Source organism: Streptomyces sp. GbtcB7, from assembly GCF_019091445.1.
GTDB lineage: Bacteria > Actinomycetota > Actinomycetes > Streptomycetales > Streptomycetaceae > Streptomyces > Streptomyces mirabilis.
The window spans coordinates 140,958-163,696 of sequence record NZ_JAGXJM010000009.1; the positions used below are offsets into that span (position 1 = coordinate 140,958).

Genomic DNA, 22,739 nt, shown 5'->3' on the forward strand with positions numbered 1-22,739 from the left:
GGCGGTGCGCTTCCCGCGTGTGGCTGGATTGGCTGACGGTCGTGGAACGCGTGCTCTAGAACAGCGGAAGTTCATCGAGTCCTACCCGCCGATCGGCGGGTTCGGCCCGCGCCCCGGGCGGTTGCGGGAGCAGTTCGAGGGGGTGATCTGGCGGTTCCGCAACAGAAGCCGGTGGCGGGAGATGCCCGGCGAGTTCGGCCCGTGGCCGACGGTCTACGGCCGCTTCCGGGTGTGGAGGGACGCCGCTGTCTTCACCGCACTGCTGGTAGGCGTGATCGCCGAGGCGCCCGCCAGGTGAAGACGGGCTTGTCCCTGGTCAGCGTAGGCTCCACCACCACCCGCGCCACCACGACGCCGCCGGGATGCGTATCGGCAAGGCTCCGGTAGGTGCACCGCGCCCGGGTGGTTCGGTGCCACGCCGACGCAAGACCGTCCCACCCATGCCAGACCTTCGCTGTACTCCCACCGCCAGGCCGTTGACCAGCAAAAAATACAGAAGTTCGGCTGGAGCGTCAGGCGGCGGACTGCTCGTGCAGGCTGTGGGCGACCGCCAGGAGCAGGTGCAGGTTCGTGATCTGCTTGGCCAGGTGGTTGGACCAGAGGACGGGGTCGCCCGAGGAATCGGTGGTCATGACGCGGACCAGGCCGCCCGCGGCACGGACCTCCCGGACCTTCGGCCAGGGCAGGCCGCCCTTCCCGGGGGCGCACACGGCCGTGCGGGAGAGCGAGAGCGCTCCGAACGGGACCGTGCCGCCCACGCGAAGCGTCTCCAGCGCAGCCGCTCTCTGCGCGCGCACCACCGCGTCTTGCATCCAGGGGCCCCAGACGTCGGGATCCTTGTAGAACTCCGTGATCCGCGCCGATCCCTGGCCGGGGGCGCTTGCCGAGTGCACGTATCTGGTCTGCGCGGGGCGGCCGTTGATGATCAGCTGGACGATCTCCTGCTGGAGACGCAGGGAGTCCCAGCGCAGGGCGACCGGCTCGCCGCCGGACGGCGGGTGTACGACCAGCCCCTCCTCGAACAGGTGCAGCCGCTGGGCAGCCCGCTTCCGGCTGAGGTCGGGGAAGCGGCGCATGGCGAACCAGTAGTACAGCAGCCCGGGGACCAGGAACAACGACATGAGCATGAGGCAGTTGAAGACATGGGCGGCGTACGCCGCCCGACGGAGGCGCTTCGGCGCGAACACGCCCTGGAGCGCCCCAGCCGATGGCGGGCGGCCAGGTCTACGACCTAGGGCGACGCGGAGATGAGTAGAGTCATGAGGACGAGCCTCCGAGCCACGTCCACACGTGACAACCGTGGATCTACGTACATCGGTTACCTATCTTCCGCGCCGGTTGCCGGCCGACCTGGCGGCCGACACCAATGGCCGCCCGGCCGTGCGGGACGTCAGCGGGTGGACCGTTTCGCTGAGATCATCGCCTCGTTGGTCGGGGTGTGCCGTTGACTAAGGCGCAGTGAGCGCGGATTGAGCCGTTACTCATGGACTGTGCCGAAGCGTGGTGGCCGCCGGCGTGACCACCGGTAGTTGATCGGGTCGGTGTTGGTGGGGCTGGTTACCGTACCGGTCATGTCTGATGCTCTTCGGGATCACGGCCCACGAGAACTGACCCTGGTGTGGGAACGGCCGGCGGGCCGGGTGCGGCCTTCGGCGACGTTGCGTGGATTCAGGGGCGGTTTGGGTGTGGCGGTCGTCGTGCCCGTCGGGGAGGATCGCGTCCTGCTGGCCACGTCAGGCGATGACGAAGAAGACGACGTGGTGCGGCTGTGGGACCCGGTGGCCGGCGAGCAGGTGGGTGGCCCCCTGCGCGAGCACTCGAAGCAGGGTGGGCTTGTCATGGCGATGGCGGCCCTGCCGTTCGCCGGCGGGCACACCCGGCTTGCCACGGCGCACTACGACGAGGACGACGACGGGCATGCGGTGTACCTGTGGGACACGGTCACCGGCGAGCAGGTCGGTGGGCCGCTGCCAGGCCCGGAATTCGCGTCGAATCTGGTCGGCGTACCCACGCCGGACGGGCGGAGCCTGCTCGCCATCACCGCCCACGACGAGGAGGAGGTGTGGCTGTGGGACGCGGCCACAGGCGAGCGGGCCGTCGGTCCGCTGAGGGCCCCAGCGGGTGTGGACGGCCCGAGCGCGATGACGGCGGTGACGCTCGCTGACGGTCGCACGCTGCTGGCCACCGCCCATGGTCACGGGGAAAGCGCCGTGGTGTGCCTGTGGGACCCGGTGACGGGCGAGCTGGTTCAGACACTGCTGTGCCCGCACGAGAACGAGGGCTGGCCGAGCGGACTGGCGGCGGTGCCGCTGCCCGACGGAGGCAGACTGCTGGCCCTGTCCTTCAATGACGACGATCACGAGACGGTGCGGCTGTGGGACGTGGCAACCGGTGCTCCGGTCGGCGGGCCCATCACCGGTTTCGGGCTGCGTCCCGTCCCCATGGCCGACGGGACGACACTGCTGTCGATCGGGTCGGGACTGTGGGACCCGGCATCCGGGCGCCGATTCGGTGACCTGGGGACGAACCGTGTCCCCGCCGCAGTGGCAGCGGTTCCGTTGCCGGACGGCCCCACACTGCTCGCGGGAGAAGTGCCCAGTGGTGGGGTCTGGTTGTGGGATCCCACCACAGTGGAGCCACCGGCCGAGCCGGGGGAGGTCGGCTGGGACGGCCTTGTGGCACCTGTGACGGTCCCCGACGGGCGAACGTTGCTCGCCACCCGCAGCGACACCACTGTCTGGCTGTGGGACCTGCGCACCGGCGAAGCCGCCGGGCAGCTTCACACCGGCGATACGGATGTCCTCACGACGATGGCGGCCGCGCCCCTGCCGGACGGGCGCACCGTTCTCGTCACCGGCCACAGGAGCGGCGCCCTCCAGTCATGGGATCTGGCGACGGGCGAGCCGGTCGGTTCGCTGCCGCCCGGCCGCACCAGCGCGATCCGCACCATGGTGCCGATCGCGTCGCCCGACGGACGGATACTCATGGCCACCGGTAGTCACTCGGGCATCATCCGTCTTCGCGACCCCGAGACCTGCGAAACCGCGAGTGAAATTTTCAACCGGCCCGACCGACCACCGCTGACACTGGCCTGCGTTCCGATGCCGGACGGACGCACTCTCCTGGCAAGCAGCGAAGCCACCCCCGCCCGGGGCGGCAAGAAGGCGGTCCGGCTGTGGGACCCGGCCACGGGTCTACCGGTCGGCGCCCCCTTCGAAAACCACAGGCACGTGAAGAACCTCGCGGCGCTGCCCTTGGCGGACGACCGGACTCTCCTGGCAGTTCGAGACTTCGACGACTCGGTCCGCATCTGGGACACCGACAGCCGTCAACTCGTGGGCGAACTCACCGGCGGGCCGATGGCCGCGATCGCCCCCTGCGGCGGGCACCCCCTGCTGGCCGTCGCCAGGCGGGGCGCGATCGAGCTATGGGATCCCCTGACCTGCCGATGGGTGGGCTCCCGTCTTGTGGAGCGACCGATCACGGCCCTGGCCGGCGTCGGGTCGAACCTGATCGTCGGATGTACCGACGGTCTTGGCGTCGTCGCCCTCGCCGGCTGAAACGTGCAAAGCCGCGCTCCGGGGTCAGTACGTACACCCTGCGCGACGGTCCCGGCCACCGGCTCCGCAGGCCCGGACCGGCGGACGGGCCGTGGCCCGACACGCACCAATCCGCAGCCGCGCCCCTGGACTGCGGCTGCGCCGGACCGACCCGTTGCCCACACCCGTACGCGATTCGGTTCGCGGGATACGCGGAGAAATGGCGGCCCCGCCAACGCCGGTTGACGACTGGCGGTAGCGCCGGACGGGCGGCTGATGGTCGGTTTCGGCTCGGACATTGCGGTCCTGACCCACCGCTGATCCCTCGGTTCGTGTGTCGGTTGTTCCACCCAGAGGCTACTCAGAGGCTATTGGACAGAAATGCCTATTCATGTGACGAGAATCTGCCTGAAGGGGTGATGTGGTCGGGTATGCGCCCAGGTGTACAAGCGGATCCACTTTCGAGGTCGACTGGAAAGGGAAGCGCGCCGAGATCCCGTGACGCGCGTGTTCGTGCGGCTGGCACGGCGTCAGAATGGTCTGCAACAGGTCAGTGTGAGTCCTCAAACACCCGGCGACAGCTGACCGGACGTGCGAGTCCATGTAGTCCCCGGACAACGCCCTTGACCTGCGCAGGCAGGCAGGGAGCAGGCGAATCGGGAGTTTCTACGTGTTTCGTACAGCATTCAAGTCCAAGATCTAGTATTTGGACGTTTGCGCAGGTCAGGGGCATGGCGGTGCCCGTTCGGGCCAGCAAGAGGTCAGCATGCGTCGCAGCGGTGTCCCCGCTTGCTTTCGACAGACAGCCCGCCCGCGGCATGGCGTCCTTCTTCAAGGACTGCGGCTGTGCCAAGCCGACCCGTAGCCCATACCCGTACACGATGCGGTTCAGGGACGCACTTGTCCGAACAGCACACCCAGGCCGTCGGGCTTCCGTCATCGCTCTCACGCTCACGCTCACCGAACACAAGCCGTGCACGCCGCTACGGGGATGGGGGGAGCCTGCTCTCTCACGCGCCCCAGAGCGTGACGTACACCGGGGGCCGGAACCGGGCGGGCGGGACGCCCGTGCCGGGCGCGCGCATGATGCGGGTCGCCGCGGGCGTGTGCAGGAAGTGCAGGAACGCGTCGGTGGCCGGGGAGCGATGTTCGGGTTGCAGGACGGTGGCGTGCCACGTGGCGTCCGACGGCGTGGCCGGGGTTTCCAGTATGCGAAGCTCGTCACGCCGGATGCGGGGCGACACCAGATGGGCCGACGCCGGTGCCACCCCCGCGCCCTCGGTGGCGGCCGCCCAGGTCGCGGCCTGGTTGGGGAACACCCACACGTGTCCTTCGGCCACTCCGAGCCGACGTAGCAGCCGCCCGGAGTCGGCGTCCGGATCGGTCCCGGAGGAATCGACCAGCCACGACCACTGCGACGGCGGACCGGGCGGCCGCGGCGACCTGGCGCCGATCACCACGACCAACTGGGTGCGGAACAGCGGCTCGCTGACCAGTTCGCCCCTGCGGGCGGCGCCAAGGCACGGCCCGAGCGCGACGTCGGCCAGCCGATTCTCCACCAGTACGCGTATCTCGTTGCCGGAGGCCACCCCGAACGAGGTCTCGGTCCTGTGTCCCGAGCGAGAGGCGAAGGCCTCCACGAGCGACGGGAGTACGAACTCGGCCAGCGTGCTCGTGGCGACGACCCGCAGTTCGTCGGGCGCACCTCGTGCCGCCCGCACCGCAGCCTCGGCATCCGCGCTCAGCGCGACCATCCGCGACGCGACCGGCAGCAGCCGCGCCCCGGCGGGCGTCAGACGCATCCCGCCACCGCCGGTGCGCCGGATGAGCGGATCGCCGAAGTGGATGCGCAGCGCGGTGAGCGCCTGCGACACCGCGGACTCGCTCACGTCCAGAGTCCGCGCCGCGGCGCTCACCGAACCGAGCCGGGCAACCAGCACGAAGGTGCTGAGCTGCGTAACGGTCACTATCCGATTTTCTCCCATTTAGGGCGATAAGTGAATGCTTATACACCCATTGCGCGACCAGCGTGGAGGAGCGCAGCATCAATGCAGCAACGGGCACGGCGTGTGAGGAGGGCCCGATGCAGGTTCCGGCTGCATTCCAGTACGAGAGGGCCACCAGCCTCGAGCAGGCGATCGAGCTGCTCACACGGTACGGCCCCGAGGCCCGGGTGGTGGCGGGCGGACACAGCCTGCTGCCGATGATGAAGCTGCGGCTGGCCCAGCCCGAAGCCCTGATCGACATCAACGGCCTCGGCGAGCTGGCGTTGATCCGGGTGGACGGGCACGACCTGGCCGTCGGAGCGATGGTCCGCCACGCGGAGCTGCTCGCCTCGCCGGTTGTCGGCGAACACTTCCCCATCCTGAGGGACGCGGAACGGGTCATCGCCGATCCGCTCGTCCGCAACCGGGGCACCGTGGGCGGCTCGCTGTGCCAGGCCGATCCCTCGGAGGACCTGTCCGCGGCGTTCTCGGCACTGCGGGCGACCCTGGTCGCCCAGGGCCCGGGAGGCAGGCGCACCATCGGGATCAGGGAGTTCTTCCTCGGGCCGTACGAGACCGCGCTGAACGAAGCGGAGCTCTTGGTGGAGATCCGAGTGCCCATCCGTTCGCACGCCAGCGCCTACCGCAAGGTCGAGCGCAGGGTGGGCGACTGGGCGGTCGTCGCCGCTGGAGCGGTGCTGGAGATCTCCGACGGGGTCATCACCGAGGCAGGGATCGGACTGACCGCGGTGGGTGCCCGACGGTTCGTGGCCGAGCAGGCGGAGGACTTCCTGCGCGGCGGACGGCCGGACGACGAGGGCTTCGCCGAGGCGGGCCGGATCGCCGCGCAGGAGTGCAGGCCGACGGCCGACCAGCGCGGCCCGGTCGACTACAAGCGGCATCTGGCCGGGGAGCTCACCACGCGGGCGCTGCGCGCCGCCGCCGCGCGTGCCCAGGGGCAGGAGGCGTGACATGCGGATCACGGTGACCGTGAACGGCGAGCAGTACACGAGGGACGTGGAACCCAGGCTGCTGCTTGTGCACTTCCTGCGTGACGAACTCGGACTCACCGGCACCCACTGGGGCTGCGACACCTCCAACTGCGGGGTGTGCGCCGTATGGCTGGACGGAATGCCGGTCAAGTCGTGCACCGTGCTCGCGGTGATGGCCGACGGCCACGAGGTGAGGACTGTCGAGGGCCTGGCGCACGGGGCCGAACTCGACCCGGTGCAACAGGGATTCATCGCCTGCCACGGGCTGCAGTGCGGCTTCTGCACGCCGGGGATGATGATGACGGCACGCTGGCTGCTCGACCACAACGCGGATCCGTCAGAGGAAGACATCCGCGAGGCGATCTCCGGACAGATGTGCCGCTGCACCGGTTACGAGAACATCGTGCGCTCCATCCGCTGGGCCGCCGAGCACGGCGGTGGGGCGCAGACTGCGGACGCAGCCGCGGACACCGAGCCGGCGCCCGGCCGCGAGGAGGTGCGGGCATGACGACCACCGAGGAACGGCCGGTCGGCTTCGGACGGATGCCCCGCAAGGAGGACGCGCGGTTCGTCCGCGGCCACGGGACCTACGTCGACGACGTACGGCTGCCCGGGATGCTGTACGGCGCGATCCTGCGCAGCCCACTGGCACACGCCCGGATCGTGTCCGTCGACACCAGCGCCGCCGAGGCGCACCCGAAGGTCAAGGCCGTGATCACCGGGGAGACCCTGGCCGGTCTCGGGCTGGCCTGGATGCCCACGCTCTCGTACGACACGCAGGCGGTGCTCGCCACCGACAAGGTGCGCTTCCAGGGCCAGGAGGTCGCCTTCGTCGTCGCCGAGGACCGGTACGCCGCCCGGGACGCCCTCGAGCTGATCGACGTGGAGTACGAACCACTGCCGCCGGTCGTCGACGCCCGCCGGGCGCTCGACCCGGATGCTCCGGTGATCCGCGACGACAAGGAGCATCAGAGCGACAACCACATCTTCGACTGGTCGGCGGGCGACAAGGAGCGAACCGACGAGGTCTTCGCGGCCGCCGACGTCGTGGTGGAGCAGGACATGCTCTACCCGCGGGTGCACCCGGCGCCGCTGGAGACCTGTGGCACCGTGGCCGACATGGACGCCATCACCGGGAAGCTGACGGTGTGGTCCACCACCCAGGCCCCGCACGCCCACCGTACGATCTACGCGATGGTGGCCGGCATCCCGGAGCACAAGATCCGGATCATCTCCCCGGACATCGGGGGCGGCTTCGGCAACAAGGTCGGCATCTACCCCGGCTACGTGTGCGCGGTCGTCGGCTCGATCGTCACCGGCAAGCCGGTGAAGTGGGTGGAGGACCGCTCGGAGAACCTGATGAGCACCTCCTTCGCCCGCGACTACCACATGCACGGCGAGATCGCGGCGACGAAGGACGGGAAGATCCTGGGCCTGCGCGTCCACGTCATCGCCGATCACGGCGCGTTCAACGCCACCGCACAGCCGACCCAGTTCCCGGCCGGCTTCTTCGGCGTCTTCACCGGCTCGTACGACCTTGCTGCCGCCCACTGCACCGTGACCGGCGTCTACACCGACAAGGCCCCCGGCGGCGTCGCCTACGCCTGCTCGTTCCGTGTCACCGAAGCCGTGTACCTGGTCGAGCGGATGGTCGACGTGCTCGCGGACAGGCTCGGCACGGACCCGGCCGAGCTGCGGATGCGCAACCTGCTGCGGCCGGGGCAGTTCCCGTACAAGACACAGACGGGATGGGAGTACGACTCCGGCGACTACCCGCGCGCCCTGCGGCTGGCCATGGACATCGCGCACTACGAGGACCTGCGCCGGGAGCAGGCCGAAAAACGCGAGCGCGGCGAGCTGATGGGCATCGGGGTCAGCTTCTTCACCGAGGCCGTCGGCGCCGGCCCGCGCAAGCACATGGACATCCTCGGTCTCGGCATGGCCGACGGCGCCGAACTGCGCGTTCACCCGACCGGCAAGGCTGTCCTGCGGATCTCCGTACAGACCCAGGGGCAGGGCCACGAGACGACCTTCGCGCAGATCGTCGCCGAGGAACTGGGCATCCCGCCCGACGACGTCGAGGTGGTGCACGGCGACACCGACCAGACCCCGTTCGGGCTCGGCACCTACGGATCCCGCTCGACACCGGTGTCCGGAGCAGCAGCCGCGATGGTCGCCCGCAAGGTGCGCGAACGCGCGAAGATCGTCGCCTCCGCGATGCTCGAAGTGAGCCCGGACGACCTGGAATGGGAGAAGGGCCGCTGGTTCGTCACGGGCGACCCCGACCAGGGCAGGACCATGACCGAGATCGCGCTCGCCGCGCACTCCAACCTGGAACTCCCGGAGGGCGTCGAGGGCCACTTGGACGCGACCTGCGTCTACAACCCGCCGAACCTCACCTTCCCCTTCGGCGCATACATTTGTGTCACCGATGTGGACGCGGACACCGGCCAGGTGAAGGTCCGCCGGTTCATCGCCGTGGACGACTGCGGCAACCGGATCAACCCCATGATCGTCGAGGGGCAGGTACACGGCGGACTCGCCGACGGCGTCGGCATGGCGCTGATGCAGGTGATCGCCTTCGACGAGGACGGCAACTGCCTCGGCGGGTCGTTCATGGACTATCTCCTGCCCACCTCGGTCGAGTGCCCGTCCTGGGAGCTCGGCGAGACCGTCACCCCCTCCCCGCACCACCCCATCGGAGCCAAGGGCGTCGGCGAGTCCGCCACGGTGGGCTCGCCCGCCGCGGTGGTCAACGCCGTGGTCGACGCGCTGAAGCCGCTCGGCGTGCGCCATGTCGACATGCCGCTGACGCCCGCCGCGGTGTGGCGGGCCGCCCAGGGCCGGCCGCTGCGCACCGACCTGGCGATCACCTGAGGCCCCCGCGATGACGAACACCGAACTGCTGACCCGCGCGGACGTGCTCCGGCACGGCCGGACCCCGTTCGTCCTGGCCACCGTCGTCCACGCGGAACGGCCCACGAGTGCCAAGCCCGGGGACAGCGCGTTGGTGCTGCCCGACGGCACCGTCGAGGGCTTCGTGGGCGGCACATGCGCCGAGACGACGGTGCAACTGCAGGGCCTGCGGGTGCTGGAGACCGGCGAATCGCTGCTGCTGAGGATCACGCCCGCAGCGGACAGCGGAGCCGAAGGCGCGCAGGAGCCGGGCGAAGGCCTGGTCACGGTGGCCAATCCCTGCCTGTCGGGAGGGACGCTCGACATCTTCCTGGAGGCCAACCTCCCTCCGGCGCTGACGTACGTCTACGGACACGCCCCCATCGCCCGCGCTCTGCTCGACGTCGGTCGTGTGCTCGGCCTCGACGCCCGGCCGGCCTCGCCCGGGGAGCCGCTGCCGCCCGATCTGCACGTCGTCGTCATCGCCACGCACGGCCGCGACGAGGAGACCGTACTGATCGAGGCCGCCCGCGCGGGGGTCCCGTACATCGGGCTCGTGGCCAGCCCGAAGCGCGGCGCGGCGGTGCTCACCGCACTGGATCTCACCGAGGAACAACGCGCGCGCATCCACACCCCGGCCGGCCTGGACATCGGCGCACGGACCCCGGCGGAGATCGCGCTGTCGGTGTACGCCGAGATCATCGCCTTGCGGCCGCAGGCGGCCCGGGCCGCGCGCCCCGGAGCCGACTCCGCCGCGCCGCAGGCCGTGGCCGAGGGCGTGGATCCCGTGTGCGGCATGACCGTGGTGATCACGCCCGCCACCCTCTCACTGGACCGGGCCGGCAGCACGGTGTACTTCTGCGGGCCGGGGTGCCAGCACGCCTTCGCCGACGACCCCTCCCGGTACGCACATGCCTGACCTCGACCCCCTCGTACCCGATGTCCCCGCCCTGCGGTCGCGTCTGGACACGGTCGGCTACCTGGCCGACGACGCCCTGGCCACAGCGCTGCTGCTGGCCGTGCGGATGCGGCAGCCGATCCTGCTGGAGGGCGAACCCGGCGTCGGCAAGACCGAGGCGGCCCGTGCCCTCGCCGCCGTGCTCGACACGCCGCTGATCCGGCTGCAGTGCTACGAGGGACTGTCCTCGGCCGAGGCCCTCTACGAGTGGAACTATCCACGGCAACTGCTGGCCATCCGGCTGGCCGAGTCCCGCGGGGAGCCCCTGCGGGACGCCGACCTGTTCGCCGAGGACTACCTGCTGCCACGGCCCCTGCTCGCCGCGATCTGCCACCCGGGACCGCGGCCGGCGGTGCTGCTCATCGACGAAGTGGACCGCGCCGACGACGAGTTCGAGGCGTTCCTGCTGGAACTGCTCGCAGACGCCGCGGTCACCATTCCCGAACTCGGCACCCGGACGGCCGCGGTACCGCCGGTGGCCGTACTGACGTCCAACCGCACCCGGGATCTGCACGACGCGCTCAAACGCCGCTGTCTCTATCACTGGATCGACTACCCGGACACCGCACGGGTCGCCGCGATCATCCGCAGGCGGGTGCCGGAGTCGGCCGAGTGGCTGGCCGCGCGCGTGGCGATCGGGGTGGCGCGCCTGCGCGCTCGGCAGGGACTCACCAAGCCGCCCGGCATCGCCGAAGCGATCGACTGGGCGGGCGCGCTGCACACGTTGGGGCTCTCCGTGTTCGACGCCGACGCCGCCGACCGGACCCTGGGGGCGGTACTCAAGTACGCCGAGGACCTGGAGGCCGTGCGCCGGGCCGGCCTGGCGGAGCTGATCGACGCGGAGGCCGGCACCGATGCCTGACCTGCCGGAACTGACAGCCTCGTTCACCGCCGCCCTGCACGACGCGGGGATCGCGGTGGGCCCCGACCGCACCCGGAGCTTCGCCCGGGCGCTCACCCTGCTGGCACCGTCGACGACGCGCGAGCTGCGGCACTGCGCGCTCGCCACCCTGGTGTCCGACCCGGAGCAGATCGAGCCGTTCGACGCGGTCTTCCGCGAGGTCTTCGGCGGCCCGGCCTACCGCGGAGCACAGCGCGGGCAACCCGGCGACCCGCCCCGAACGCTCCCGAACACCGTTCCCGGCCGCGTCCCCGGCACCCGGAAGGACACCGCCGAAGGACAAGACCGGGATGCCGACGCACAGCCGCGGAAGGCTCCCGTACCTCTCGCCGCCAGCCCGCTCGACCGTCTCGCGGGCCGCGACTTCGCGGACCTGTCCGCCGAGGAACTGGCGCGGCTCTCCGAGGTGATGCGCACCCTCGTGCTTCGCACCCCGACCCGGCCGTCCCGCCGGCGCCGCACCGCGCACCACGGTGCGCGCATCGACGTGCGCCGCACCCTCTCCGTCAGCCGGCGCACCGGCGGATACCCGCTGCGGCTACGCCGCTTCGTGCCCCGCGCCCGCCCCCGCGACCTCATCGTGCTCTGCGACATCTCCGGATCGATGGAGCCCTATGCCCGCGCGATGCTCCAACTGCTCTACTGTGCCGCCCGCGCCACTCACGCCGAGGTCTTCACCTTCGCCACCCGGCTCACACGCCTCACGCCCGTCCTCCGGCGGGCCGGGCCGGACGACGCCCTGGCACGGGCCGGACGGGTGGCCCCGGACTGGTCCGGGGGTACCCGGATAGCGGACTGCCTGGCGGAGTTCAACGAGCGGTTCGGCCGGCGCGGCATGGCGCACGGCGCCGTGGTCGCCATCATCTCCGACGGCTGGGACACCGGAGCGCCCGCCGACCTCGCCACCCACATGGCGCGGCTGTCCCGGGTCGCCTACCGCGTCGTATGGGTCAACCCGCGCACGGCGAGCCCGCGCTACCGTCCGCTCGTGGGCGGCATGGCCGCGGCACTGCCCTACTGCGACGCCGTCGTCAGCGCCCACAACCTCGCGGCCCTGGGCGACTTCACCGCTGTGCTGTCCGCCCCGCGCCGCCGCCGATGACCCAGGCGCCACCCTCTGAACCTTCGTCAGTTCATGCTCAGTGACGGGGCTCTCAGTGCGCTCCGGTGTGCCGTTCCGTACCCTGGTTCCGCCTGTCGACCCCGAGGGCGGAGCGGAGCAGTATTCGGTCGGTGTCGATACCTGAACAGCAGGCGGGAAATCAGTGGGCAGCCAGCCGTTGTAGAGTGAAAACCGCCCTTGACCTGCACAAGCAGGCAGGGAGCCGAACAGCAGGAGCACCCAAATGCTGCGTACTCTATTCAAGTCCAAGATCCACCGTGCCACCGTCACCCAGGCCGACCTGCACTACGTCGGATCCGTCACGATCGACGCCGACCTGCTCGACGCCGCGGATCTGCTGCCGGGTGAGCTCGTGCACATCGTCGACATCACCAACGGCGCCCGCCTGGAGACGTACGTCATCGAGGGCGAGCGCGGTTCCGGGGTCGTCGGGATCAACGGAGCGGCGGCCCATCTCGTGCATCCCGGAGATCTGGTGATCATCATCAGTTACGCTCAGGTCTCCGACGCCGAGGCGCGGGCACTGCGGCCGAGGGTCGTGCACGTGGACCACGACAACCGGATCGTGGCCCTCGGTGCCGATCCGTCCGAACCGGTGCCGGGCTCGGACCAGGAGCGCAGCCCGCAGGCGGTCACCGTCTGAACCCCGGGCCCGGGGCAGCGGCTGAGCGAGCAGATGACCTCAGGACGCGAGGAGTTGCCCATGAGCGACATAGAGATCCGCGACGACCGTGCGGGTGGCCGCCTCGAGGCGATCGCCGGGGACGAAGTGGTCGGCCACATCGAGTACTTCGTCCTCGAGGCCCCCGCGCGCGCCCTCGTCCCCGTGCACACCATCGTGGAACCCGAGCACGAGGGGAAGGGCATCGCGGGTTCCCTCGCCCGTGAGCTGTACGGCATCGCCGCGCGCGAGGGCATCGTGGTCGCGCCCCTGTGCCCGTACGTCGTGAAGTGGGCGGCGCGCCACCCCGAGGAGGCTCCGGCGGCCGACCCGGAGCTGCTCGCGGCGGCGATGGAGTGGCTCGAGACACACCCCGGGCGCTTCTGATGAACCGATCGGGTCCGCTCGCCCTGCTGCACACCTCGCCCCTGCACATCCCCGTCTTCGACGCGTTGCGCGACGAGGACCACCAAGGGCTGGAACTGCGGCACACGGTGGACGAGGAACTGTTGGCCCGGGCCCGGCGCGAGGGCCCGGCCGCGGTGGCCGGCGAGGTGCGGGCGGCCCTCGACCGGGCCGTCGCCGACGGGGCGCGTGCCGTGCTGTGCACCTGCTCGACCATCGGCGCCGTCGCCGAGGAGGCGGGCGCCGGGGTACCCGTGCTCCGGGTGGACCGTCCGATGGCCGCCGCCGCGGTCGCCACGGGCCCCCGTGTGGTGGTCGTCGCGACGTCGGAGAGCACCTTGGAGCCGACGGTCGCCCTCGTCGAGGAGGAGGCCCGCGCCGCCGGGCGCTCCGTACAGGTCCGTACGCTGCTGGTCGACGGGGCCTGGGCCCGTTTCGAGGCGGGCGACACCGACGGGTACGTCCGCAGCGTGGCGACGGCCGCCGACTCGGTCACCGACGCCGACGCGATCGTCCTCGCCCAGGCGTCCATGACCCCGGCCCAGCGGCTGACCACGACCGCGGTCCCGGTACTGTCCAGCCCCCGCCCGGGGCTCGCGGCCGGCGCGGACGCGGTGCGCCATGGGTAGACGCTCCACGGGTAGATGCGCCATGGGTGGGCGCGCCACCGGTGGACCGGCCGGGTCCGTCTGGTCCAACTGGTCCGCACGCCCTGCGCGACGGGGTGACTGGGGGAGCGGTGGCCGGGTACGCGTGGGACAAGTCCAGGGTCGACGTATCGACTGGCTGGAGGACGCCATGACGCATCCGAACCCCGATCCGGTGCAACCGGGTCCCACGCCCGGGCCGGGCCCCGACCGCCCGCAGCCCTTCCCGGACCCCCACCCCTTCCCGGACCCGACCCCGGAGCCGGGCCCTCACCCCCCACCGAAGCCCACCCCTCCGCCGACCCCGGTGCCGAAGCCGCCGGGGCCCGAGCCGACCCCGCCGAGCCCCGGCCCGGTGCCGCCCAGCCCGGGCCCGGTGCCGCCGGGCCCCGAGCCGGTACCGAACCCCGAACCGGGACCCCCGCTCACGTGAACAGCCGGGCGAACGGGTGAACGGGTGAACGGGTGAACGACAGAGGCCGTCACGCCCCGGGTTCCAGGGATGTGACGGCCTCGGTGGCGCGGAATACCCGCACGCCGTGTACCCGTACATCAGGTACCCGTACGCCTGGTACCCCTACGTCTGCCTACGCCTCGACCTCCGACCGGTCGCCGCCCCACAGCGTGTGGAACGAGCCCTCCCGGTCGACGCGCCGGTAGGTGTGCGCCCCGAAGAAGTCCCGCTGCCCCTGCGTCAGGGCGGCGGGCAGCCGGTCGGCGCGCAGCGCGTCGTAGTAGGCGAGGGCCGCGGAGAATCCGGGTGCGGGCACGCCCTGGCGGGTGGCGGCCACCAGGACCTCACGCCAGTCGTCCTGCGCCGCCGCGATCTCCTGCGCGAACGTCTCGTCGGACAGCAGGCTCGGCAGATCGGGCCGGGCGTCGTATGCGGCGCGGATCCGGTCCAGGAACGCCGCCCGGATGATGCAGCCGCCGCGCCAGATCGCGGAGACGGCGCCGAGGTCGATGTCCCAGTCGTACTGGTCGCTGCCCGCGCTGATCTCGTGGAAGCCCTGCGTGTAGGACACGATCTTCGACGCGTACAGCGCCTGCTCCACCCGGTCCGCGAAGGCCCCCGCCTCGGAGTCCCCGAGCGGCTTCGCCTTGGGGCCCGCGAGCTCCCGGGAGGCGGCGCGCAGATCGGCGTGCCCGGACAGCGAGCGGGCGAAGACCGCCTCCGCGATGCCGGACACCGGAACGCCCAGGTCCAGCGCGATCTGCACGGTCCAGCGGCCCGTGCCCTTCTGCTCCGCGCGGTCCTGGACCACGTCCACGAACGGCTTGCCCGTCGCCGCGTCCACGTGCGACAGGACCTCCGCCGTGATCTCGATCAGGTAGGAGTCGAGCCGGCCGGTGTTCCAGGTGCGGAAGATGTCGGCGATCTGCGCGGGGGAGTACCCGGCGACATCGCGCAGCAGTTGGTAGGCCTCGCCGATCAGCTGCATGTCGGCGTACTCGATGCCGTTGTGCACCATCTTCACGAAGTGCCCGGCGCCGTCGGGACCGCAGTGGGTCACGCAGGGAGAGCCGTCCGGCGCCTTCGCGGAGATCTTCTCCAGCATCGGACCGAGCGACGCGTACGACTCCTTCGAGCCGCCCGGCATGATGCTCGGCCCGTTCAGCGCGCCCTCCTCGCCACCGGACACGCCCGTGCCGACGAAGTGGATGCCCTGGCCCCGCAGGTCGCGCTCCCGGCGGCGGGTGTCCTCGAAGTGCGCGTTGCCACCGTCGATGATCATGTCGCCGGGCTCAAGGAGCGGGGCGAACTCCTGGATCACCGCGTCGGTCGGCTCACCGGCCTTCACCATGATCATCAGGCGTCGCGGCCGCTCCAGCGCCTCGACGAACTCCTTCGCGGTCTCCGTCGACACGAAGTCGCCCTCGTGGCCGAATTCCTCCACCAGCGCGTGCGTCCGGGCCGCGGTCCTGTTGTGCAAGGCGACCGTGTAGCCGTTGCGGGCGAAGTTACGGGCGAGATTGCGCCCCATGACCGCGAGACCCGTGACGCCGATCTGGGCTGAGTTGCTCATACGGTTGGCTCCTAAGAGATCCGGTAAGAGGTCCTGGTATTGGTCGGTATCGGTCGGTATCGCCGCTGCCGGTGATCCTGGCGTTCCCGTTCATCAGTACTCCTCCGGCCATCCTGACGTGTCGGAGACGTGTACGCAGAAGAACGACCCGCTGCCTTCCTGAGCGAGGGAGCGGCGCCCGGGGCGCACAGCACGGCCGATTGCGCTCTTGTCATGGCCTGTTCGCAGCACTTACTTTTGCCGCTCCTGACGCATGTCGAGGGGGCTCCCACATGGCCGTACGCGGCCGGCACCGCCGGTATCAGCCGAACAGGATCAACCGCGCCTCACTCACCGTCACGGCGGGCGGCGCCGGAATGGCACTCCCGCTGATCGGCACCGGCGTCGCGCACGCGGCCGACGTGGACACCTGGAACAAGGTCGCCGCCTGCGAGTCCACCGACAACTGGAGCATCAACACCGGCAACGGTTACTACGGCGGGCTGCAGTTCACCCAGTCCACCTGGGAGGCGTACGGGGGGCAGGTCTACGCCCCGCGCGCGGATCAGGCCACCAAGGACCAGCAGATCGCCATCGCCGAGAAGGTGCTCAAGGGCCAGGGACCCGGTGCCTGGCCGGTCTGCTCGGTGCGCGCCGGTCTCACGCGGGGCGGGGACACCCCCGACATCACCCCGGCCGCCGAGCGGACCGGCACCAGGTCCGGTACCTCGCCCCAGACCACCAAGCGCTCCGTGCGCGACGTCCAGCCGCAGACCACACCCCAGTCGCGGGCCGGCACCGCCGAGATGTACACCGTCGTCCACGGCGACACGCTCTCCGGCATCGCGGGATCCCGCCACGTCCAGGGCGGTTGGCAGCGGTTGTACGACGCGAACCGCAGCACCGTCGGCTCCGACCCGGACCTGATCCTCCCGGGCCAGCGGCTGAACCTGCGGGGCAAGGGCCATACCCCGGCGCACACCGAGAGCCCCTCGTCCGCGTCGAAGAAGCAGAAGACCCCCGACAAGCCGTCCACGCACAAGCCGTCCACGCACAAGACGTCCCCGCACCAGACGTCCCCGCACCAGACGTCCCCGCACCAGACCTCCTCGCACAAGACGTCCTCGGACACCGCCAAGAAGACCGACACGCTCGTCGCCCCCGTGCACGCCGCGACCGGCACGCCCTACCGCGCCGCCGGTGCTTCCTGGTCGAAGGGCTACCACACGGGCGTCGACTTCCCGGTGCCCACCGGCACCTCCGTGAAGGCGGTCGCCGCGGGGCAGGTCGTCAGCGCGGGCTGGGGCGGCTCGTTCGGCTACCAGGTGGTGATCCGGCACGCCGACGGCCGCTACACCCAGTACGCCCATCTCTCGGCGATCTCGGTGAAGGACGGGCAGAGCGTGGTGGGCGGCCAGCGCATCGGCCGCTCCGGTTCCACCGGCAACAGCACGGGCCCGCATCTGCACTTCGAGGTGCGGACGGGGCCCGGTTTCGGCACGGACATCGACCCGGTCGCCTACCTGAGGGCGGGCGGCGTCAGGATTTGACGCGCGTGCGGTGGTGGTGGTCCAGCAGAGGCGTCGCCACTACGTAGGGCCCGCACAGGGGGCCGAAATAGGCCAGCGCGGGCGGCGCGTCCTCCTCGGCCGACTCGGGTGAGTCGGCCGGGTCGGGCGCGCTCTCCGCGGCCCCCACCATCGCCGGAGCCGGTACGAAGACGTCCTCGCCGCGGTCTACGCCGAACCCGTCTCCGAGCCCCGCGCCGAGTCCGTTCCCGAGCCCGGCATCGAACGCCTCCCCGAGCCCCGCGCCGAGTCCGTTCCCGAGCCCGACGTCGAACGCCTCCCCGAGCCCCGCGCCGAGTCCGCTTCCGAGCCCGGCGTCGAATCCGTTTGCGAGCCCGGCTCCGAGTCCGTTCCCGAGCCCGACGTCGAACGCCTCTCCGAGCCCCGCGTCGAACTTGTCTCCGAGCTTGGCGTCGAACGCCTCCCCGAGCCCTGCGTCGAACGCCTCCCCGAACCCCGCGTTGAACGCCTCCCCGTGGCCCGTGGTCGGCGCGTCCTCGTGGCCCGGTCCCGTGGACTGCGCGGGCAGCGCGGCGAGCAGCAGTGCCTCCAACGCGGAGTCCGACGTGGCCGCTTCCGGCGCGGGCTCGGTCTCCGCGGCGGCGGGTGCGGCGACCTCCGCGGTGTTCCGGGCACTGCCGATCTGCTCGGTCGTGAGCAGGATCAGACCGCCCGCCGCCACGACTCCGCAGGCCAGCGCGAGCACGGTGCCCGTCTCGCCGTAGCGGAAGGTCTCGCCGAACATCGTGATGCCGACGGCGGCCGCCACGACGGGGTTGACGACCGTCAGCGTGGCCAGCGGCGCCGCGAGACCGCCGCCCCGGTAGGAGGCCTGCGACAGCAGCATCCCGGCTGTCGCGAAGACGCCTATGAGGGCGAGGCTCGGCAGGTCGGAGAGCGAGACCTGGTGCGACCAGTCCACCGCGACGGTCTTGGTGAACACCGAGGACATGCTGAAGGCAATGCCGGACCCCACCGCGAGCATCACGCTGCGCACGGCCGGGTGCCGGTGCGCGGCGCGACCCGCCACCATGAAGGCCGCCACCGCGCCGCCCGACACCACGGCCAGCACCGTGATCTGGGTGTCACTCAGGGACTGCGAGTCGGCCGAGCCGACCAGGGCGAGCAGGACCGCGAGGCCCACCGTGGCCATGATCGCGCCACGCCAGGCGGTCGCCCCGGCCTTGCGGCCGACGAAGACGGCCGCCATGGGGAGCGCGAACACGATGGTCAGCGCGCCCAGCGGCTGCACCAGGCTCAGCGGGCCGTAGGCGAGCGCCACCACGTGCAGCACCCCGCCGACGCCGCTCAGGGCGACCGCCGCCCACCAGCCGGGGCGGCGCAACGGCGCGTACGTCCGGTCGGGAGAGGTCAGCGCGACCTGCTCCTGGACGATCGCGCCGCCCGCGTACGCAACGGCGGAGACGAACGAGAGCAGGACGGACAGCGCGAGCGCGCTCATGAGTCCCTCCTCTGCGTGCGGCGGGGGCGCTGTGCCCGGCGCGGCGAACGATCGGCCTTCATACCCACTACGATGCCTCGCGCATCCGTTCACGTCGTCGTACCTGAGCAGGCAATGAGTAGTACTGCCGATGGAGTACGACTCGCCCCATGTCCTCCCCTGGGTGGGCGACATGAGAGGGAGACCCTCCGGTGAGAACCCCTAGGGGGCTTGGTACTACTGCTGTTCGTGGACCTCGACCCGGAACTCGCGGCGCTCGGCTCGCTCGGCGGCTTCTTCGTACTACGCACCGGCGTATCGCCGCGTGCCCCGCTGCCGACGCTCGCACAGGCGTACGCGTCTCCCCGAGATGATGATCCCAGAGATGTCTGGTCGGATCCTCTGAATTTTCGGGTCCGGAAAGTCGCGGCGAGTCTGCGGGCACCCGAGCCCCGGATCGCGGTCTCCGTGGCGCAGCAGGGCCTCGCGGCCCGTCTGTGGTCGGTCTCGCTCGGCGCCGCCGCGCTGTACGGGCAGCTGCCGGACCTCGACCCGGGGCTGCTGCGCTGGGATCCGGACGGCAGCGCTCCGGACGACCTGTGGCTGTCCGAGGTACGCGCCCTGCCGGTGGCGGCGATCGGAGAGGTCGTACGGAACGGCCACCTCGCCCCGCTGGCGGCGGCTCTGCGCACCCGACACCGCATGTCGGAGGGCCTGTTGTGGGGGAACGCGGGCTCGGCGCTCGCGGGTGCCTCGCGCCAACTGCACCGCTGGGCCGAGGCCAACGGCCGTACGGACGTGGCCGATCGGGCCCGCGCCCTCGCCGCCGACCTGTTCACGCATCCCGACCTGTCCGCGACCGTCGACCCCCGTACCCTGCGCCGCCGCAGCTGCTGCCTCTACTACCGGCTCCCCGGCGGCGGCCTCTGCGGCGACTGCTGCTTCGACCGCCCGCCGGGCCAGACGCGGGGCGGGACTCCGGGCCGCCGCTGAGCATCGCGGTCTTCCCCAAGCGCCCCTTCTGGGTGACCATGAAAGGCACCAGCCGGTATCCGGTACGACGGGGGGCTCTGCGTGCGAGTGGGACTGCTGACCCGGGAGTACCCGCCGGACGTGTACGGCGGCGCGGGCGTCCATGTCGAGTTCCTCGCCAGGGAGTTGCGGACCCTCACGGACCTCGACGTGCACTGCTGGGGCGAGGGCGCCGCGGGCGGCGTCGTGCGCCACCGGTCCTGGTCCTCGCTCGACGGCGCCAACGACGCGCTGCGCACCTTCTCCGTGGACCTCGCCATGGCCGCCGCCCTCGAAGGCCGCGAACTCGTCCACTCGCACACCTGGTACGCCAACCTCGCCGGCCACTTCGGCAAGCTCCTGTACGGCATCCCGCACGTCATGACCGCCCACTCCCTGGAGCCGCTGCGCCCCTGGAAGGCCGAGCAGCTCGGCGGCGGCTACGCCCTGTCCAGCTGGGCCGAGCGCACCGCCGTCGAGGCCGCCGACGCCGTCATCGCCGTCTCCGGCGCCATGCGCGAGGACATCCTCACCTGCTACCCCGCCCTGGACCCGGCCAAGGTGCGTGTCGTGCACAACGGCATCGACACCGCCCTCTACCGGCCGGACCATGGCACGGACGTCCTGGAGCGCATCGGCATCGACACCGCCCGCCCCTATGTCCTGTTCGTCGGCCGCATCACCCGCCAGAAGGGCGTGCCCCACCTGCTGCGCGCGGTACGGGACATCGACCCGGCCGTGCAGGTGGTGCTGTGCGCGGGCGCCCCCGACACCCCCGAGATCGACCGGGAGTTCCGTGATCTCTTCCAGGAGCTGAGTGCCGTACGCCAGGGCCTGCACTGGATCCCGCAGATGCTGCCCCGCCCGGACGTCGTCCAACTCCTCACGCACGCCGCCGTCTTCGTCTGCCCCTCGGTGTACGAGCCGCTCGGCATCGTCAACCTGGAGGCGATGGCCTGTGGAACGGCCGTGGTGGCGTCGCGGGTCGGAGGGATACCCGAGGTGGTCGAGGACGGCGTGACGGGTGTCCTGGTGCCGGTCGAGGAGAACTTCGAGGCGGGGCTGGCGCTCGCCCTCGACTCCGTGCTCGCCGACCCCCGGGCCGCCCGGCGGATGGGTGAGGCCGGACGGGAGCGCGCGGTGCGGGAGTTCGGATGGGACGCGGTGGCCCGGCGGACCGTCCAGCTTTACGAGGAAGTCCTCAAACCGGGGTAACCATCGGACAGGTGCAGTTCAAGCAACGGGGCCGGCCCGGCACAGCGGGCGCGGCTCGACCGGGCTCAGAGGGGCGGCGGCATGCGGCGCGGTGGACCTTCGGTACTGGGAATCGTACTTGCGGGTGGAGAGGGCAAACGGCTCATGCCCCTCACCGCGGACCGCGCGAAACCCGCGGTCACCTTCGGCGGGACGTACCGCCTGGTGGACTTCGTACTCTCCAATCTCGTCAACGCCGACATCCTGCGCATCTGCGTCCTGACGCAGTACAAGTCGCACTCCCTGGACCGCCATGTGACGACGACCTGGCGGATGTCGAGCCTGCTCGGCAACTACGTCACACCGGTCCCGGCCCAGCAGCGGCTCGGACCGCGCTGGTATCTGGGCAGCGCGGACGCGATCCTGCAGTCCCTCAACCTCGTGCACGACGAACGGCCCGACTACATCGCGGTGTTCGGCGCCGACCACGTCTACCGCATGGACCCCCGGCAGATGCTCGCCCAGCACATCGAGGGCGGCGCGGGTGTGACCGTCGCCGGGATACGGGTGCCGCGCGCCGAGTCGTCCTCCTTCGGGGTCATCAGCCCCGGCTCCGACGGGCAGACCGTGGAGGGCTTCCTGGAGAAGCCCGCCGACCCGCCGGGCCTGCCCGACGACCCCGAGTGCGTCTTCGCCTCGATGGGCAACTACATCTTCACCACCAAGGCTCTGGTGGAGGCGCTCCAGCGGGACGCCGAGGACGTGCACTCGGTGCACGACATGGGCGGATCGATTCTGCCCATGCTCACCGACCGCGGCGAGGCGCAGCTCTACGACTTCAGCGACAACCACGTGCCCGGCGAGACCACCCGCGACCAGGGCTACTGGCGTGACGTGGGCACCCTCGACGCCTACTACGACGCCCACATGGACCTGATCGCCGAACGCCCCGCCTTCAACCTCTACAACCGCAGCTGGCCCATCTACACCAGTTCCGGACAGCTCTCCCCGGCGAGATTCAACGCCGGGGGCATCGCGAGCGAGTCGATCGTCAGCGCGGGCTGTCTGATCCGGGGCCAGGTCACGCGGTCCGTGCTCTCGCCGGGTGTCGTGGTCGACCCGGGAGCCGTCGTCCAGGGCTCGATCCTGCACGACAACGTCCACATAGGGCGGGGCGCGGTGGTGCGCGGCGCGGTTCTCGACAAGAACGTCGAGGTGCCGCCGGGCGCGACGATCGGCGTCAACCCCGAGCGGGACGCGGATCTCTACACGGTCTCCAAGGGCGGGGTGATCGCGCTGGGCAAGGGCCGGATCGTGCCGTAGCGGCCACCCGTGACCGACGACGGCCCCGGTGCGGCCGTGCCCACCGGGGCCGTTGTCATGTCCCTGGACAGGAAGTGGAACCCCGTGTTG

Annotated in this window: 18 protein-coding genes and 1 pseudogene; 15 read left to right on the forward strand and 4 right to left on the reverse strand. The window is 71.1% G+C overall.

Annotated elements, in window-relative coordinates; translation table 11 throughout:
• Nucleotides 1-28: 28 nt before the first annotated feature.
• Nucleotides 29-377 (forward strand): annotated as a pseudogene (locus KVT44_RS17060) (transposase); the annotation flags it as partial.
• 135 nt (nucleotides 378-512) lie between these two features.
• On the opposite strand, the gene KVT44_RS17065 reads toward KVT44_RS17060, so the two are convergent.
• Nucleotides 513-1,187: a DUF6585 family protein gene (locus KVT44_RS17065; protein WP_217567758.1), complete on the reverse strand. Its 675-nt coding sequence runs from the start codon at nucleotides 1,185-1,187 to the stop codon at nucleotides 513-515.
• Nucleotides 1,188-1,571: 384 nt separating this feature from the next.
• Between KVT44_RS17065 and KVT44_RS17070 the strand changes: the two genes are divergently transcribed.
• Entirely contained in the window at nucleotides 1,572-3,560 is a 1,989-nt protein-coding gene (locus KVT44_RS17070; protein ID WP_217567665.1) for a WD40 repeat domain-containing protein, read from the forward strand.
• 989 nt (nucleotides 3,561-4,549) lie between these two features.
• Here KVT44_RS17070 and KVT44_RS17075 read toward each other — a convergent pair.
• Nucleotides 4,550-5,506: a LysR family transcriptional regulator gene (locus KVT44_RS17075; RefSeq protein WP_217567666.1), complete on the reverse strand. Its 957-nt coding sequence runs from the start codon at nucleotides 5,504-5,506 to the stop codon at nucleotides 4,550-4,552.
• A 116-nt stretch (nucleotides 5,507-5,622) separates the two neighbouring features.
• On the opposite strand from KVT44_RS17075, the gene KVT44_RS17080 reads away from it, so the two are divergent.
• The 9 genes from KVT44_RS17080 to KVT44_RS17120 all read left to right on the forward strand — a co-directional run bounded on the left by KVT44_RS17080 (nucleotide 5,623) and on the right by KVT44_RS17120 (nucleotide 14,088).
• Nucleotides 5,623-6,495 carry a xanthine dehydrogenase family protein subunit M gene (locus KVT44_RS17080; protein ID WP_060897855.1) on the forward strand — a complete coding sequence of 291 codons (873 nt, stop codon included), beginning with the start codon at nucleotides 5,623-5,625 and terminating at the stop codon, nucleotides 6,493-6,495.
• A gap of 1 nt (nucleotide 6,496) precedes the next feature.
• A complete protein-coding gene (locus KVT44_RS17085) occupies nucleotides 6,497-7,024 on the forward strand; it encodes a (2Fe-2S)-binding protein (protein WP_217567667.1) in 528 nt (175 codons plus the stop codon).
• Entirely contained in the window at nucleotides 7,021-9,393 is a 2,373-nt protein-coding gene (locus tag KVT44_RS17090) for an aerobic carbon-monoxide dehydrogenase large subunit (RefSeq protein ID WP_217567668.1), read from the forward strand. Before KVT44_RS17085 ends, KVT44_RS17090 begins: the two co-directional genes overlap by 4 nt.
• 10 nt (nucleotides 9,394-9,403) lie before the next feature.
• Nucleotides 9,404-10,330 carry an XdhC family protein gene (locus KVT44_RS17095; protein WP_217567669.1) on the forward strand — a complete coding sequence of 309 codons (927 nt, stop codon included), beginning with the start codon at nucleotides 9,404-9,406 and terminating at the stop codon, nucleotides 10,328-10,330.
• The gene (locus tag KVT44_RS17100; RefSeq protein WP_217567670.1) at nucleotides 10,323-11,231 is read left to right on the forward strand and encodes a MoxR family ATPase; all 909 of its coding nucleotides are present in this window, start codon (nucleotides 10,323-10,325) and stop codon (nucleotides 11,229-11,231) included. Before KVT44_RS17095 ends, KVT44_RS17100 begins: the two co-directional genes overlap by 8 nt.
• Nucleotides 11,224-12,372: a VWA domain-containing protein gene (locus KVT44_RS17105; protein ID WP_217567671.1), complete on the forward strand. Its 1,149-nt coding sequence runs from the start codon at nucleotides 11,224-11,226 to the stop codon at nucleotides 12,370-12,372. Before KVT44_RS17100 ends, KVT44_RS17105 begins: the two co-directional genes overlap by 8 nt.
• Before the next feature lie 244 nt (nucleotides 12,373-12,616).
• A complete protein-coding gene (gene panD / locus KVT44_RS17110; protein ID WP_067360967.1) occupies nucleotides 12,617-13,036 on the forward strand; it encodes an aspartate 1-decarboxylase in 420 nt (139 codons plus the stop codon).
• Nucleotides 13,037-13,096: 60 nt separating this feature from the next.
• Entirely contained in the window at nucleotides 13,097-13,441 is a 345-nt protein-coding gene (locus tag KVT44_RS17115) for a GNAT family N-acetyltransferase (RefSeq protein ID WP_190168386.1), read from the forward strand.
• Nucleotides 13,441-14,088: an aspartate/glutamate racemase family protein gene (locus KVT44_RS17120; RefSeq protein ID WP_217567672.1), complete on the forward strand. Its 648-nt coding sequence runs from the start codon at nucleotides 13,441-13,443 to the stop codon at nucleotides 14,086-14,088. The genes KVT44_RS17115 and KVT44_RS17120 overlap by 1 nt, the downstream gene beginning before the upstream one ends.
• 605 nt (nucleotides 14,089-14,693) lie before the next feature.
• Here KVT44_RS17120 and gndA read toward each other — a convergent pair.
• Nucleotides 14,694-16,133: an NADP-dependent phosphogluconate dehydrogenase gene (gene gndA / locus KVT44_RS17125; RefSeq protein WP_217567673.1), complete on the reverse strand. Its 1,440-nt coding sequence runs from the start codon at nucleotides 16,131-16,133 to the stop codon at nucleotides 14,694-14,696.
• Nucleotides 16,134-16,405: 272 nt separating this feature from the next.
• Here gndA and KVT44_RS17130 point away from each other — a divergent pair, with 272 nt between their 5' ends.
• Complete coding sequence (locus KVT44_RS17130; RefSeq protein WP_217567674.1) at nucleotides 16,406-17,662, forward strand: transglycosylase family protein; 1,257 nt, start codon at nucleotides 16,406-16,408, stop codon at nucleotides 17,660-17,662.
• Here KVT44_RS17130 and KVT44_RS17135 read toward each other — a convergent pair.
• Complete coding sequence (locus KVT44_RS17135) at nucleotides 17,652-19,142, reverse strand: DMT family transporter (RefSeq protein ID WP_217567675.1); 1,491 nt, start codon at nucleotides 19,140-19,142, stop codon at nucleotides 17,652-17,654. The genes KVT44_RS17130 and KVT44_RS17135 overlap by 11 nt on opposite strands.
• A gap of 210 nt (nucleotides 19,143-19,352) precedes the next feature.
• Here KVT44_RS17135 and KVT44_RS17140 point away from each other — a divergent pair, with 210 nt between their 5' ends.
• The 3 genes from KVT44_RS17140 to glgC all read left to right on the forward strand — a co-directional run bounded on the left by KVT44_RS17140 (nucleotide 19,353) and on the right by glgC (nucleotide 22,649).
• A complete protein-coding gene (locus tag KVT44_RS17140) occupies nucleotides 19,353-20,114 on the forward strand; it encodes a (2Fe-2S)-binding protein (protein ID WP_217567676.1) in 762 nt (253 codons plus the stop codon).
• A gap of 81 nt (nucleotides 20,115-20,195) precedes the next feature.
• On the forward strand, nucleotides 20,196-21,347 hold the full coding sequence (gene glgA / locus KVT44_RS17145) for a glycogen synthase (protein WP_217567677.1): 1,152 nt from the start codon (nucleotides 20,196-20,198) through the stop codon (nucleotides 21,345-21,347).
• Nucleotides 21,348-21,428: 81 nt separating this feature from the next.
• On the forward strand, nucleotides 21,429-22,649 hold the full coding sequence (gene glgC, locus KVT44_RS17150) for a glucose-1-phosphate adenylyltransferase (protein WP_075030245.1): 1,221 nt from the start codon (nucleotides 21,429-21,431) through the stop codon (nucleotides 22,647-22,649).
• The last annotated feature ends 90 nt before the right edge of the window (nucleotides 22,650-22,739 follow it).

Coding starts and splice junctions, on each gene's coding strand:
- KVT44_RS17070 (WP_217567665.1), top strand. CDS start 1,572: ATGTCTGATGCTCTTCGGGATCACGGCCCACGAGAACTGACCCTGGTG.
- KVT44_RS17080 (WP_060897855.1), top strand. CDS start 5,623: ATGCAGGTTCCGGCTGCATTCCAGTACGAGAGGGCCACCAGCCTCGAG.
- KVT44_RS17085 (WP_217567667.1), top strand. CDS start 6,497: ATGCGGATCACGGTGACCGTGAACGGCGAGCAGTACACGAGGGACGTG.
- KVT44_RS17090 (WP_217567668.1), top strand. CDS start 7,021: ATGACGACCACCGAGGAACGGCCGGTCGGCTTCGGACGGATGCCCCGC.
- KVT44_RS17095 (WP_217567669.1), top strand. CDS start 9,404: ATGACGAACACCGAACTGCTGACCCGCGCGGACGTGCTCCGGCACGGC.
- KVT44_RS17100 (WP_217567670.1), top strand. CDS start 10,323: ATGCCTGACCTCGACCCCCTCGTACCCGATGTCCCCGCCCTGCGGTCG.
- KVT44_RS17105 (WP_217567671.1), top strand. CDS start 11,224: ATGCCTGACCTGCCGGAACTGACAGCCTCGTTCACCGCCGCCCTGCAC.
- panD (WP_067360967.1), top strand. CDS start 12,617: ATGCTGCGTACTCTATTCAAGTCCAAGATCCACCGTGCCACCGTCACC.
- KVT44_RS17115 (WP_190168386.1), top strand. CDS start 13,097: ATGAGCGACATAGAGATCCGCGACGACCGTGCGGGTGGCCGCCTCGAG.
- KVT44_RS17120 (WP_217567672.1), top strand. CDS start 13,441: ATGAACCGATCGGGTCCGCTCGCCCTGCTGCACACCTCGCCCCTGCAC.
- gndA (WP_217567673.1), bottom strand. CDS start 16,133: ATGAGCAACTCAGCCCAGATCGGCGTCACGGGTCTCGCGGTCATGGGG.
- KVT44_RS17130 (WP_217567674.1), top strand. CDS start 16,406: ATGGCCGTACGCGGCCGGCACCGCCGGTATCAGCCGAACAGGATCAAC.
- KVT44_RS17135 (WP_217567675.1), bottom strand. CDS start 19,142: ATGAGCGCGCTCGCGCTGTCCGTCCTGCTCTCGTTCGTCTCCGCCGTT.
- glgC (WP_075030245.1), top strand. CDS start 21,429: ATGCGGCGCGGTGGACCTTCGGTACTGGGAATCGTACTTGCGGGTGGA.